The organism is Humidesulfovibrio mexicanus (assembly GCF_900188225.1).
Taxonomy (GTDB): Bacteria; Desulfobacterota; Desulfovibrionia; order Desulfovibrionales; family Desulfovibrionaceae; genus Humidesulfovibrio; species Humidesulfovibrio mexicanus.
On record NZ_FZOC01000004.1, the window covers coordinates 280,599 to 293,192 of the forward strand.

Annotated in this window: 13 protein-coding genes; 7 read left to right on the plus strand and 6 right to left on the minus strand. The window is 66.1% G+C overall.

Translation table 11 applies throughout. The features are described 5' to 3' along the window. Positions 1-11 precede the first annotated feature (11 nt). Together CHB73_RS10420 and rfaD are read right to left on the minus strand one after the other, a co-directional pair. The gene (locus CHB73_RS10420) at positions 12-2,654 is read right to left on the minus strand and encodes an LPS-assembly protein LptD (RefSeq protein ID WP_089274507.1); all 2,643 of its coding nucleotides are present in this window, start codon (positions 2,652-2,654) and stop codon (positions 12-14) included. Between the two features lie 23 nt (positions 2,655-2,677). Further along, positions 2,678-3,664 carry an ADP-glyceromanno-heptose 6-epimerase gene (rfaD, locus tag CHB73_RS10425; RefSeq protein WP_089274508.1) on the minus strand — a complete coding sequence of 329 codons (987 nt, stop codon included), beginning with the start codon at positions 3,662-3,664 and terminating at the stop codon, positions 2,678-2,680. 269 nt (positions 3,665-3,933) lie between these two features. Between rfaD and CHB73_RS10430 the strand changes: the two genes are divergently transcribed. The 4 genes from CHB73_RS10430 (at position 3,934) to CHB73_RS10445 (ending at position 7,470) form a co-directional block, all read left to right on the plus strand. Further along, positions 3,934-4,986, plus strand: a complete 1,053-nt coding sequence (locus CHB73_RS10430; RefSeq protein ID WP_089274509.1) for an OmpA family protein — start codon at positions 3,934-3,936, stop codon at positions 4,984-4,986. Positions 4,987-5,064: 78 nt separating this feature from the next. Next, entirely contained in the window at positions 5,065-5,583 is a 519-nt protein-coding gene (locus CHB73_RS10435) for a hypothetical protein (RefSeq protein ID WP_089274510.1), read from the plus strand. A 7-nt stretch (positions 5,584-5,590) separates the two neighbouring features. Next, the gene (locus tag CHB73_RS10440) at positions 5,591-6,433 is read left to right on the plus strand and encodes an AraC family transcriptional regulator (RefSeq protein ID WP_089274511.1); all 843 of its coding nucleotides are present in this window, start codon (positions 5,591-5,593) and stop codon (positions 6,431-6,433) included. An 83-nt stretch (positions 6,434-6,516) separates the two neighbouring features. Then, entirely contained in the window at positions 6,517-7,470 is a 954-nt protein-coding gene (locus CHB73_RS10445; RefSeq protein WP_089274512.1) for a DMT family transporter, read from the plus strand. A gap of 7 nt (positions 7,471-7,477) precedes the next feature. On the opposite strand, the gene CHB73_RS10450 is transcribed toward CHB73_RS10445, so the two are convergent. The 3 genes from CHB73_RS10450 to CHB73_RS16835 are packed head-to-tail and all read right to left on the minus strand — an operon-like array spanning position 7,478 to position 8,405. Further along, the gene (locus tag CHB73_RS10450; protein WP_089274513.1) at positions 7,478-8,044 is read right to left on the minus strand and encodes a MarR family winged helix-turn-helix transcriptional regulator; all 567 of its coding nucleotides are present in this window, start codon (positions 8,042-8,044) and stop codon (positions 7,478-7,480) included. Continuing rightward, positions 8,041-8,232, minus strand: a complete 192-nt coding sequence (locus CHB73_RS10455; protein ID WP_089274514.1) for a hypothetical protein — start codon at positions 8,230-8,232, stop codon at positions 8,041-8,043. The genes CHB73_RS10450 and CHB73_RS10455 overlap by 4 nt, the downstream gene beginning before the upstream one ends. Positions 8,233-8,243: 11 nt before the next feature. Beyond that, the gene (locus CHB73_RS16835; RefSeq protein WP_179216994.1) at positions 8,244-8,405 is read right to left on the minus strand and encodes a hypothetical protein; all 162 of its coding nucleotides are present in this window, start codon (positions 8,403-8,405) and stop codon (positions 8,244-8,246) included. A 252-nt stretch (positions 8,406-8,657) separates the two neighbouring features. Between CHB73_RS16835 and corA the strand changes: the two genes are divergently transcribed. From corA to CHB73_RS10470, 3 genes are all read left to right on the plus strand, one after another. Continuing rightward, a complete protein-coding gene (gene corA, locus CHB73_RS10460; protein ID WP_089274515.1) occupies positions 8,658-9,779 on the plus strand; it encodes a magnesium/cobalt transporter CorA in 1,122 nt (373 codons plus the stop codon). Between the two features lie 219 nt (positions 9,780-9,998). Continuing rightward, positions 9,999-10,748, plus strand: coding sequence for an N-acyl homoserine lactonase family protein (locus CHB73_RS10465; protein ID WP_179216995.1), 750 nt, complete (start codon positions 9,999-10,001; stop codon positions 10,746-10,748). A 158-nt stretch (positions 10,749-10,906) separates the two neighbouring features. Further along, the gene (locus CHB73_RS10470; RefSeq protein WP_089274516.1) at positions 10,907-11,704 is read left to right on the plus strand and encodes a DUF169 domain-containing protein; all 798 of its coding nucleotides are present in this window, start codon (positions 10,907-10,909) and stop codon (positions 11,702-11,704) included. Positions 11,705-11,902: 198 nt separating this feature from the next. Here the strand turns inward: CHB73_RS10470 and nadD are convergent, their stop codons facing one another. Further along, positions 11,903-12,571, minus strand: coding sequence for a nicotinate (nicotinamide) nucleotide adenylyltransferase (nadD, locus tag CHB73_RS10475; protein ID WP_089274517.1), 669 nt, complete (start codon positions 12,569-12,571; stop codon positions 11,903-11,905). Between the last annotated feature and the right edge of the window lie 23 nt (positions 12,572-12,594).

Sequence of the window (12,594 nt, forward strand, 5' to 3'; positions counted from 1 at the left end):
CAAGGATGCCCCTAGGGCTTGCCGAAATCAAGCAGGTTGAAGCGCAGTTCGATGCTCTGGTCGCTGGGCTTGCGGGAGTACTTGAGCTGGACCTCGTAGCACTGGTCGGTCCACACCAGCCCTGCGCTCTTCTCCAGGTCGGAGTGGGCGGCGATGTCCAGCCGGTAGTCGCTGGTGACCTTGAGCTTGTCGGTGATCTTGTAGTCCGCGCCGATGCGCAGCACCTGCACGTCGCTGGTGCGCGTCCTGGTGTACTCGCTGATGGGGTACAGGTAGTCGTGGCCGAAGCGCAGTTCGCCCAGGTCGTCCTTGTGGAGGGTGAGCAGGTGCTCGTGCTCGGTGGGGCGCTTGAGGTAGGGCGAATAATAAGTGCGCGAGGAGAGGGTCACGAACTTTTCCGGCCGCACGTCGGCTTGCAGCATGATGTCCGAGAAGGGGCGCTTGGGGTACCTGGCCAAATCCTCGGTGCGGGCGGCCTCGTCGCGGTCGAAGGACTGTTCCAGGCGCAGGCTGAGGAAGTCCAGATAATCGGTGCTGACCACGGGCACGGCGGTGTTGCTCCCGGCCGGGCCCGGGGCCGCCACCACGCTGGTGCGCTTGCGGTCCAGGACGTTGGTCACGGAGTAGGTGATCTTGTTCTGCCGGGTGATGCGGTCCAGGGAGTCGAAATACGGCAGGCGCTCCTGCGACTTGGGCGCGGGCACGTAGGCGAACTCCAGCCGGGGCATGACGCTGTGGCGCAGGGCGCCCCACTGGGTCTTGCCGATGTTCTCGGCCGAGGCGGAGAGGGGCGCGGCGTCGAGCTTGAACACGCGGGAGAATTCCGTAAACCCGGTGAAGCCCAGCTCGTACATGGTGCGGGCAGGGGTCTTGTTCGTGGTGGTGCTGCTGGGCTCGTTGGTGTAGCCGCCCACGGTGTAGGCGGTGTTGCGCAGGCCCGCGCTGGGCACCAGGGTCACCGGCCCCCAGTTGAGCGGCAGGCTCACCGTGGGGTGAATGTCCGTCCGTATGCCGCGGGTGCCGAATTCGCGCCAGAAGTAGTTGAAGCGGCCCGCGGCCTCGAAATCCAGGGGGGTGCCGGGGATGGCGTTCTTGAAGGCGAAGGCGTTGATCTCCGGCAAACTTTGGGTGGTTGGGTTCCTGGACGAGGAATTGTTGCCGTTCATGTAAGCCAGGTTCTGCACCCAGGCCACCTTGGCCGTAACGCCGAACGCGTCCCAGCTGCGGGAAAGAAAGGCCGTGCTGGTGCGGGTCAGGGAGTCCGACACCTCGATATCGCGGCCGAAGTCCTTGAGGAAATTCTTGCGGCTGCTCTCGTAGCCCGAAGCGCCGGGGTTGAACTCGCGCAGATAGTTCTGGTCGCTCACCATGTCCAGGTCGATTTTGAGGGCCCATTCGGGCTCGGCAACGAAGCCGTCGTACTTGCTGCGCAACCACCAGCGGTTGCGGTTGGGCCGCAGGAGCCCGTCGCTCTGCTGGTACAGTTCTTCCTGGTGCTGGTTCGCGGCCACCTTGCTGTCGTGCAGGTAGTCGATGCGCCAGTCGCCCTTGGTGCGGCTGTTCTCCGAGTGGCGGTACTCCAGCCCCTGCATGAGCCCGTGCTTGGTCATGTAGTATTCGTAGAAGGTGAGGTCGCGTTCCTCGTCGATGACGTGGTAGTAGGGCTGGTTGATGGTGTAGCCGCGCTGGCTGCTGCGCGAGATGTCCGGAATGAGCAGGCCGCTCTGCCGCTTGCCGCTGCCGGGCAGCAGCAGATAGGGCGAATACAGCACGGGCTGGTCCAACACGTTGAAACGCGTGCCCCACAGCCGGGTGCGGCCGGTAAGGTCCAGGTCGCCTTCCTCGGCGGTGAAGGACCAGGCGGGCTTTTCGCCGTCGCAGGCGGTGAACTTGGCGTTCTGGAACCGGTAGCTGGAGGTCGCGTACTTCTTGGCGTAGGCGGTCTCCACGTGCACATTGCTCTTGGCCACAAAGATCTTGCCGTGCTTGAGCCAGCCCTGCATGTTGGAGAGGTCGAACTCGGCTTCCTGGGCCTCCAGCACGTCGCCCTCCCAGAGCACGCGCACATTGCCGCGCAGCACCACCCAGCGGCTGGCGTTGTAGTAGCGTATGGAGTCGGCGCGCAGGCTGTTGAAGCCGCGCACCAGGGTGGCGGACCCCAGGGCCTCCAGATACTCGCTGCCGTGCTGCCCGATGATGCGGTCCGCGGCCAGGCTCCAGGGCTGCTCGCCGCCCACCGCCGCAGCGCCGCGCGCAGGGGCCGCGCCGCCTGCTCCTGCGGCCTGGGGCGGGGTGACGCCCAGGCGCAACTCGGGCCCGTTGGAGTTCACGCCCGGAAAACTGGGCGGCTGCGGCGGCGCGGCGATCTGCTGCAGCAGCTGCTTTTCGTCGAACACGGGCAGGGCGGGCTGGTTCGCTGTCGGAATCTCGACGGCCTTGAGCGGAGCCGGGGCCGCTGGGCTGGCCGTGACGGGCAGTTCCAGGCGCACCTGCCGCGTCGTTCCGGACGCCTTGGGCGGAGGCGGCGCGGTCACGGGCAGACGCACCTCGTTGCCTCCGCTGGCGGAGTCCTCCGAGGGGGTCTGCGCAAGTCCCGCCAGGGGGCAAAAGAACAGCCCCAAGGCCAGGAACGTGACGAGCCGTTTGCGCTTCAAGCGTTTCTCTTTGTTTACGTTTTCTAGCCGTGCCGCGCGTCGAGGTAGAGGTCGTCCGCAGCCAGGTACCCGGTCACGTAGTCGCGCACGGCGTCCTCCAGGGTGCTGAAGGGGGCCGTGTAGCCAAGGGCCCGGAGCTTGCCCATGTCCGCGCGGGTAAGGTACTGGTACTTGTCGCGGATGCTCTCGGGCATGTCGATGTACTCGATCTCCGGCCGTCTTCCCATCGCCAGGAACACCGCCCTGGCCAAATCATTCCATGTCCGAGCAATTCCGGTGCCAACATTGATGACGCCCCCGGCCTCCGGGTGTTCAAGCAGCCACCACATGATGTCCACGCAGTCCTTCACGTACACGAAATCGCGCATCTGGCCGCCATCGGGAAACTCCGACCGGTAGGAGCGGAACAGGCGCATCCGGCCCTGCTCCGAAATCTGCGCATGGGCCTTGCAGATGACGCTCTTCATGTCGCCCTTGTGGTACTCGTTTGGGCCGAAGACGTTGAAGAACTTGATGCTGGCGATGGAGTCCAGCAGACCGGCGCGCTGGGCCCACAGGTCAAAGAGGTGCTTGGAGTAGCCGTACATGTTGAGCGGCCTGAGCCGCCCCAGCCCGGCATGGTCGTCGCCGAAGCCGAATTCGCCCCCGCCGTAGGTCGCCGCGCTGGAGGCGTTCAGAAAACGGGCCTTGCGTTCAAGGGCGTACCGGCACACCACCTGGGTGTAACGGGTGTTGTTCTCCATCAAGAAGTCGGCATCGCGCTCCGTGGTGCTGGAGCAGGCGCCCATATGCACCACGGCCGTCACCCCGAAGGGATCCTCCCCCCCCGCGATCATCTTGATGAACCGGTCGCGGTGCAGGTAGTCTGTGTAGCGCAGGTTGACGAGATTCTTCCACTTCTCGGTGCTGGCCAGATTGTCCACCACAAGGATGTCGTCGATGCCCATCCGGTTCAGCTTCCAGATCATGGCGCTGCCGATGAAACCCGCGCCGCCTGTGACGATGTACATGAGTCGGCTCCTTGACGGTTGTGCCCGTGGGCTGGCGCGCATCCGCACCCCGGAGATCGGAGGCGGGATGCGCCGTGGAAACTCTAAACAGTATCCAGAGAATGCGCGCTTGGCAACAGCCCGCAAGCCTCCCCGGCAGATTGAAACAAACACGGCGGAATCGGTTGCCAATGCCAGGATATTTTCATACATAGACTGAAAAACACAGTACGATACGCAAAACGGCAGTGTTTCCTTTTCAAATGGTCGAAATCAAAGGAGATCTACAGATGAGCATACGCAAACGCCTTCTGACCGGAACCCTGCTCGCCGCCATGATGGCCCTTGTGCTGGCCGTTGGCGCCCAGGCCGAAACCTTAAGGCCCAAGGTCGACAACTTTATTCTGTTCGTCGACTATTCCGGCTCCATGGCCATGACCAGCGACTCGCTCAACTCTGTGAAAATCAAGCACGCCAAAGAGCTTATCGAGCGCATGAACGCCGAGATTCCCGCCCTTGGCTACAAGAGCAGCGTGGCCACCTTCGCCCCCTACAGCCAGCTCTCGGCTCCGGCCACCTACAACAAGGCCGCCGTGTCCAAGGCCGCCAGCGCCATCAAGACCGACTACGACATCTACGGCCGCAACACCCCCATGGGCATCGGCCTCAAGGATCTGGACCCGACCCTCGCCCAGTTCTCCGGCAAGACCGCGCTGATCATCTTCACCGACGGCGACTCCAACTACGGCGCCGACCCCGTGGCCGAGGCCAAGGCCCTGTACGCCAAGTATCCCAACGTCTGCATCCACGTCGTGTCCTACGCCGACAACGCCCGCGGCCGCGCGGTGGTGGACGAGATTCGCGCCATCAGCAGTTGCACCGTGGTGGGCGACCCCAAGGCCCTTGGCGACGCCGCCGCCCTCAAGAAGTACGTCAAGGACGTGTTCTATGAGGTGGTTCCCGACGCCCCCGTCGCCCGCTCCGTCGAGCCCGTGAAGGACGAATGCGAGACCATCACCTTCGGCAACCTGAACTTCGGCTTCGACAAGTACCAGATCACCAAGGAGATGGAGCCCGCCCTGGAGCAGGCCCTCGTCATCCTCAAGGACTCCAAGTGCAAGCGCTTCACGGTTGAGGGCCACACCGACTCCGTGGGCACCGTGCCTTACAACCAGAAGCTCTCCGAGCGCCGCGCCAACTCCGTGGCCAGCTGGCTGTCCAGCCACGGCTTCAACGCCTCCAAGCTCAACGTGGTCGGCAAGGGCAAGCTTGAGCCCAAGTACGACAACAAGACCGAGGAAGGACGCCACCTGAACCGCCGCGTGGAAATCCGCAGCAACTAGCCACTTGACCCTGGCGGGGCTGCGGGGCACAATGCTCCGCAGCCCCGTATCCCCAGACCCGTCACGCGGAGAATCGCCATGTTCAGCAAAAAAAACCTGTGCTCCCTGGCCCTGGCCTGCCTTTTGCCGCTTTCCCTGGGGGCCACCGGCGCGCAGGCCGAGCACGGAACACAACTCGCCGCCCCGGAAGTGCCCCAGCCCACCCTGGCCGTGGCCCCGGCCCAGGAGCCCACGCCCGTCTACCTGGACCCCGAGGTTATCCGCGAGCACGAAAGCTTTTCCCACTTCGCCCACCGCCGCGTGCGGAGCATGAACGAGGTCATGATCGGCGGCAGGCACAGCATGCAGGTGCACAAGGGGGCCGACGGCCTCTACCGCGCCAGTTTCCGCGCTATCGATCTGGACGGCGTGGTCTGCCAGGTGCGCCGCTCCGAGAGCAACCCGCACTTCTTCGTGGGCAACCTCATCTACAAGGAGCAGGTGCTGCAGAGCGTAGCCAAAAGCGCCGAGGCCTGCCGCCAGGGCCCCTTCGAACCCGTGAGCGAAAAGCCCAACCGCCTGATCTTCACCTCTGGCCGCGGCGGCGGCTGGCGCTAGCCCGGCTGTGTCCGGCGCCCCTCTGCACGACGAGGTGCGCTTCTGGCGCGACAAAGCCCTCCCCGGAGTGGAGGCGCGCAGTTCCACCTACACAAGCAACGCCTTCCGCACCCACACCCACCGCGCCTGCCTCGTTTCCCTGGTGGACAACGGCCGCACCCGCTTCACCCTTGAGGGCCAAACGCGCATCGTACAGGCGGGGCAGATGGCCGTCATCGAGGCCGGACGCCCACACTCCTGCAATCCTGTGTCCGGGTCCGGCTTCTCCTACCGCGTGCTGGCCGTAAGCCCAGGCTGGCTGGCCGGGGCCGCGCAGGAGGCCCAACGCCCCCCCCGCTTCGCCAGCCCGGTGCTGGACGACCCCGAACTCTTCGCCGCCTGGGCGGAGCTGCACGCGGCCTTTGTGCAGTGCGCGCCCGCCACGGACAAAGAGGCCCTGCTCATGGCCTGCCTGCGGGAACTTCTGGCCCGCCACGCCGCGCCGTGCGCCGCCGCCGAGCGGACTGCAAGCCCCGCGGTGGAGGCCGCCCGCCGCCACATGACGGACAACGCCGGAGCCAGGGCGCCTCTGGACGAACTGGCGCGCGCGGCCGGGCTTTCGCCGCATCATTTCCTGCGGGTGTTCAAGGCCGAAACCGGGCTGCCGCCCCATGCCTTCCAGATCCAGCAGGCCATAGAGCACGCCAAGACCCTGCTGGCGGAAGGCGCGCCCATCAGCCAGGCCGCCCTGGACGCGGGCTTCGCCGACCAGAGCCATTTTTCGCGATTGTTCCGCGCGTTCACAGGGGCCACCCCCGGCCAGTACCTCTCCGGCGGCGCGCAAGGCCGCGAGCCGGCCTCCCGCACCTGACACCCCAGCGCCAGCCCCCCGCCAGGCCGCGCAACGGCAATTTCATTCCATACGCGCGCCAGGCGTTGGGGCATTCTGCCGCCATGGACACGCCACGCCTTTCCCTTGCTCCGTATCTGTGCCTGGCCGGAGCCGTGCTCCTCTGGGGCACCAGCTTCACGGCCATGAAGTACGCCCTCATGGGCTTTGCGCCCATGGTGGTGGTCTTTCTGCGCATGGCCCTGGCCTCCCTGCTGCTGCTTCCCGCCTGGGGCCATGTGCCCAAGGCCGGACGCCGCCCCGGAGACCTCAAATGGCTGGCGCTCATGTGCCTGCTGCAGCCCTGCCTGTACTTCCTGCTGGAGGGCTTCGCCATGAGCCTGACCACCTCGGCCCAGGCGGGCATGATCTCCTCCCTGGTGCCGCTGCTGGTGGCGGCCGGGGCGTACGCCTTCCTTGGCGAGCCGCTGGGGCCGCGCATGGTTCTCGGCGTGTGCCTGTCGCTGGGGGGCGTGGTCTGGCTGTCCCTGTGCGGGGCGGCGGAACAGGCCGCGCCCAATCCGCCCCTGGGCAACCTGCTGGAGCTCTTCGCCATGTGCTGCGCCAGCGGCTACATGGTGGTGATCAAGCATCTGTCGCGGCGCTACGATTCCTGGCATCTGACGGAGCTGCAGGTCTTCGCCGGGGCGGTGTTCTTTCTGCCAACGGCGCTGGCCACGGACACCCGCTGGCTGGCCGATCCGGCCGGAGCCCTGGCAGTTGTCCCGCTCGAAGCCTGGTTGGGCGTGGCCTATCTTGGCGGGGTGGTGACCCTGGGCGCCTTCGGCATGTACCACAGGGCCGTGGTCAGCCTGCCCTCGGCCCAGGCGGCGGCCAGCATCAATCTGGTGCCGCTGGTGGCGGTGCTGGCGGGCTGGGCCATGCTGGGCGAGCGCCTGGCCCTGGGGCAGGTCTTGGCTTGCGGGCTGATTCTCTGCGGCGTGCTGCTGGGGCAGACCAGGGGCGGACGCAGGGCACAGGACGCCTCCCCAACCGGCGCGCCAACGGCCGACGCCTGAGCCTGCCCTATTCCGTGCGGGACCGGCGACCCGGCCGTCCGCCCCGCGCAGCGCATTCCCTGCCGCGGCCCATGCAGCCGCGCCGCAGGCCGCCGCCAGGCCCGAAGCCAAGGCCGTCTCCAAGCCCCGAGGGCTCCCGCTCCAGTGTCTCCACAAGCCGCGACAACAACCCGGCAAGCTGTCGGCGCTCGTCCTCGCCAAGGCAGGCAAAGACGGACTCCGCACCCTCCCGGTCCATGTCCGGGCCTGGCGCGACCGCCCCGGCTTCCCCGCCCGCGACGGACACAAGGAAGCCGCGCCGGTCCTGCTCGTTGCGGGTGCGCGTGATGAGCCCGGCCCGCTCCAGCTTGCCCAGAAGCTCGCTCAAGGAGGACGAGCGCACGTCGAGCAGGTCGAGCAGCTCGGCCTGGCTGATGGATCCCCGCTCCCGCACGATGCCCAGCACGCGGGCCTGGGCGTGGTGCGCGTGGTCGCAACGGTGCGAAATCCTGGACATGAACCGCGAGACCCGGCGAAACAGCAGGGCCAGCTCCTGGCCGGAAACCGGCGGCGCGTCCGCGCCGGGCAGGCTCACGATTGCCCCCCTGCCGCGTGGCTGGCGGCGTAGGCCCGGCCCTTGCGGCAGCTGGGCGCGCTGAGCGGGCAGTGCTTGTCGCACAAGGGGCACAGGTCTTCGTCCGGCCGCGCCGCAGCAGTCGAAGAAGCGGCCACGCCCGTTGCCGCGGCGGCAAACTGGGCCGTCGCCATGGTCGGCGCGTTCATGGCGGGCGCGCCTAAGGCGTAGGGATCTGCGACGGCCGCGCCTGGCACGGGAACCCAGGCGACGCCGCCACCCATTCCCCGCCCAAAGCCGCGTCCTGTTCCGCCACCAGCTCCACCACCAGTTCCGCGCCCAGGGCGGCCGCCACGGCCACAGCCCCGGCCAGCTCCACCACGACCGCAATGATTCCGCAATCCGTTCTGTTCTCTCATGATGTCTCCTTTTCTGGCGCCTACATTTATGAAGGCACCTTCCTTTTGTCGAAAAGATACCCACTTCTTCAGCCGTGTCAAGATGCAAAGGTACCTCTATTTATGACGCCCCTTCGTTGGGCTGTGCGGCCTCTGTACGCCGGAACCAAGACGGGCTAGCATGGGCCAAAGACGGAGGACCGCTCCGCCCGCGCCGCAACCCGGAGGCCGCAAGCATGTTCGATTCCCTGCACCGTCGCATCCGCAAAAAGGGGCTGCCGCCCGGCACCGTGGCCTACGTGGGGCCGGAGCAAAGCGCCCAGGTGGCCATCGAGCTCATTCACGCGGACGCTGGCGGCGTGCGCCATGATCGCGCCGCCAGCCCGGAGGACTGCCTGAAGGCCGCGCAGACCCCGGGCCTCACCTGGATCAACGTGGACGGCCTGCATGACCCGGCCTGCGTCACGCGCCTGGGCGAGTTGTTCCACCTGCACCCCCTTGTGCTGGAGGACATCGTCCACACGGGCCAGCGCCCCAAGCTCGACGAACTGGACAGCGCGCTCTTCGCGGTGCTCAAAATGCTGCGCTACAACGAAGACGCGCGCACCATCGCCGACGAACAGGTAAGCTTTGTGCTCATGCCCGGCGTGCTGCTGACTTTTCAGGAAAAGGGCGGCGGCGACGTGTTCGGCGAGGTGCGCAAACGGCTGGTTTCCGGCACGGGCAAGCTGGCGAAAAGCGGGCCGGACTACCTTCTGTACGCCTTGGTGGACGCCATGGTGGACAACTACTTCGTGGTTCTGGAGCGCATGGGCGAGGACATCGAGGAGGTGGAGGAGGCGCTGCTCAGCGCGCCCTCGCCCAGGGACATCGCCACCATCCACGGCCTGCGTCGCGAAGCCCTGTTCCTGCGGCGCTTCGTGTGGCCCCTGCGCGAGGTGCTGGCCCGACTGGAGAAACTCGGCCCGCCGTTGGTGGAGGACGCCACCGTGCTCTACCTGCGCGACCTCTACGACCACACCATCCAGGTGATGGACACGGTGGAGACTTTCCGCGACATGCTCTCCGGAATGCTGGACCTGTACCTCTCCAACGCCAGCCTGAAGCTGAACGAGACCATGAAGGTGCTGACCATGATCAGCACCATCTTCATCCCCTTGAGCTTTCTGGCCTCGCTCTACGGCATGAACTTCCGGCACATGCCGGAACTGGAGACCGCGTACGGCTATTATGTGGTGCTCGCGGTGATGGCGCTCACCGTGGCGGGCATGGTGTTGTTCTTCCGGCGCAAGGGCTGGCTCGGCTCCAGCGCTTCCGGCGCGGACGGCGGGGCCGAAGGCGACCGGGACGGCGGCTAAGGCGCGGCGCGGCGGATGGACCGGGCGGTTCCGCCGCCGTCATGCGGATCGCAATGGGAAATCCCGGCATCGCCCCTTTCATTATCAGGATTCATTCCTATAGTATCGACTGCGCCCAACCGCACCGTTGCCCCTGCCCGTCCGGAGTGCTACCGTTACGGAAACGTACGGCGGGCGGCACGAATATGCCCGGCCACAGCGCCGAACAAGGAGGCTTACGTGTCCACGTTCAAGATCCACCCCATCGTCATGGGCACCAAGATATTCGACCACGGCATGATGACCTACCAGCACGCCTACGGAAAGCCGTACACCATCCCCATCTACTGCTGGTACCTGGAAGGCGGGGACAAGAAGATCCTTGTGGACACGGGCGAAATGAAGCCCATCGTCAGCCAGGAGCGCGAGGCCGCCATCGGCGGCAAGATTTACACCTTCGAGGAAGGGCTGGCCCTGTACGGCCTCAAGCCGGAGGACATCGACATCGTGGTCCATACCCACCTGCACAACGACCATTGCGAAAACGACTACAAGTGCGTCAACGCAACGTTCTACGTGCACGAGGCGGAGCTCAAGCGCATCCACGACCCGCACCCCCTGGATTTCCGCTATCTTGAGGACTACATCACCGACGTGGAGGACAACGGCCAGGTGGTGGCGCTCACGGGGGATGCGGAGATCGTGCCCGGCGTACGCGTGATGCACACCCCGGCCCACACCGAGGGCGGCATGACCGTGCTGGTGGACACCGAAAAGGGCGTGGCCGCCATCACCGGCTTCTGCATCATCATGGAGAACCTCTTTCCCCCCAAGGAAGTGCGCGCCATGGAGATGGAGGTCATCCCCTGCGGGACCGTGGTGAACAGCTACCAGGCTTATGACAACATCCTCAAGGTCAAGAACGCGGCGGACATCCTGCTGCCCCTGCACGAGCCGCGCTTCGCCGCAACCCCGACCATACCGGAATAGCGCGCCCCCGGCGCGGATTCCCAACGACCGCCTCCTCCCCTCGCGCAGGGGAGGGGGCGGCCTATCATTTTCCCCGCGTTGACGGTTTCGTCCAAAAAACATATGTTAGAAAAAACATAGTAACGCCGCCCGGCGACCGGTGCGGCAAAGGAGCCCCCATGTCCACACCCGATTTCGCCGCCATGCAGGAACTGCTCATGCGCGAGCTGCGGCTCATGCACTATCCCGTGGCCGTCACATACTTCTTCGACCAGGCCAATCTGGATGCTTTCCGCAAAAGCCAGCCCCACTACGCGCCGGTAAAGCCCGTGACCTTCTGCCAGGCCGAAATCGGCGCGCGCATGGAGGGCATTCCCGTCCTGGTGGAAAAGGACAAGATGGGCTGCACCAACGCCCAGTTCGTGATGGGCTGGAAGGGGATGGACGAAGCCGAGGTCAAGAGCCACGCCAAGTACTGCGCCGACCTGGAGCAGGCGAAACGCTTCGTGGAGACCAAGCCCAGACTGCCCGAAGGCACGCTTTTGGCCGTGGCCGTAAGCCCGCTTGCATTGGCCGTGGGCGTGCCCGACGTGGTGCATTTCTATTGCGACAACATGCAGGCCTATCACCTTGTCGACGACTGGATGGCCACCCAGAACGTGCATCCCTTCCAGCCGTCTTTCTGCATGAACTCCGCGGCCTGCGGCGGCTGCGTGCAAACCTTCAACTCGAAACTCGCCAACATCTCCCTGGCCTGCAGCGGCAGCTACAACGCGGGCAAGACCGAGCGCGGCGAGATCAACGTGTTCATCCCCGGCGCGCACATCGCGGACATCGCCGCGCGCATCGCCGCGCGCGTGGCCGAAAAGGGCGGAGCGTCCATCACCCGCATCGGCCACCCGTTCCCCGGCGCGGACATCTGCAAGAACTGCCCGCTCATCGTGTTCAAGAAGGAAGGCGAAACGGCCAAGGCCTAGCCGCAAGAAGGAAGAAACCGCCTTGCGCCCCTCCTGCCATGCAGGAGCAAACGCCGCGCGAAAACGAGAGGGAAAATCGCCAGTCACGATGCCAGCGGGGCGACCCGCTGGCCTTGTGGCTGAACGCGCAGGGACGGAGCGGAGGCCAGGGCTGCGCACCGGCCGCATGGCGGTTGGGAATGCGGGAAGCCCCGGCGGCTAGCCTTCGCCCCGCTGCCCCCAGGCCTGTTCGTACGCCGTGCCGCCGCGCTCAAGAATCTCCTCCACGGCCTGGGGCACCAGCATGGCTAGGCTCAGGCGCTCGCGCCAGCGGCGGCGCACGTCCGTGGCGCTCACCTCGAACACCGGCATGGACACCAGACGCAGCTCGGTCCCGGTCGGGAAGCGCATGTGCCCAGGCCCAAGTTCCTGCGTTCCGGGCCAGCGCGTCCGGGCGAAGTCCATGAGGCCCTGCGCATCGACTCCTGGACGCAGGCCAACGGCCACCGAGGCCAGGCCCGGCAATTCGACGCCACGCAGCCAGTTCGGCAAGGCCAGGAAGGATTCGCTGCCCATGATGAAGGTCAGCTCGTCGCCGGGCATCTTCTCGCGCAGGGCGCAGAGCGTCTCCACCGTATAGGAGGGGCCGGGACGGGTGCCTTCCAACCCGCTGGCCGAAAGGCCGCTCACCCCGCGCACGGCAAGCTCCACCAGGCGCAGCCTGTGGGCAAAGGGCAGCATCCCGTCCACGGGCTTGTGCGGCGGCTCGCCCGCCGGCATCAGCAGCACGCGGTCAAGACCCATGGCTTCGCGGGCCTCCACGGCCATGCGCATGTGTCCAGCGTGAATGGGGTTGAAGCTGCCGCCCAGAATTCCGATCCTGCTCACTGGTGAAGTCCTCTTCGCGTGCC

Excerpts from the sequence above, each read along its gene's own strand:
- rfaD (WP_089274508.1), bottom strand. The coding sequence starts at position 3,664 with ATGTACATCGTCACAGGCGGCGCGGGTTTCATCGGCAGCGCCATGATC.
- CHB73_RS10430 (WP_089274509.1), top strand. The coding sequence starts at position 3,934 with ATGAGCATACGCAAACGCCTTCTGACCGGAACCCTGCTCGCCGCCATG.
- CHB73_RS10435 (WP_089274510.1), top strand. The coding sequence starts at position 5,065 with ATGTTCAGCAAAAAAAACCTGTGCTCCCTGGCCCTGGCCTGCCTTTTG.
- CHB73_RS10445 (WP_089274512.1), top strand. The coding sequence starts at position 6,517 with ATGGACACGCCACGCCTTTCCCTTGCTCCGTATCTGTGCCTGGCCGGA.
- CHB73_RS10455 (WP_089274514.1), bottom strand. The coding sequence starts at position 8,232 with ATGAACGCGCCGACCATGGCGACGGCCCAGTTTGCCGCCGCGGCAACG.
- corA (WP_089274515.1), top strand. The coding sequence starts at position 8,658 with ATGTTCGATTCCCTGCACCGTCGCATCCGCAAAAAGGGGCTGCCGCCC.
- CHB73_RS10470 (WP_089274516.1), top strand. The coding sequence starts at position 10,907 with ATGTCCACACCCGATTTCGCCGCCATGCAGGAACTGCTCATGCGCGAG.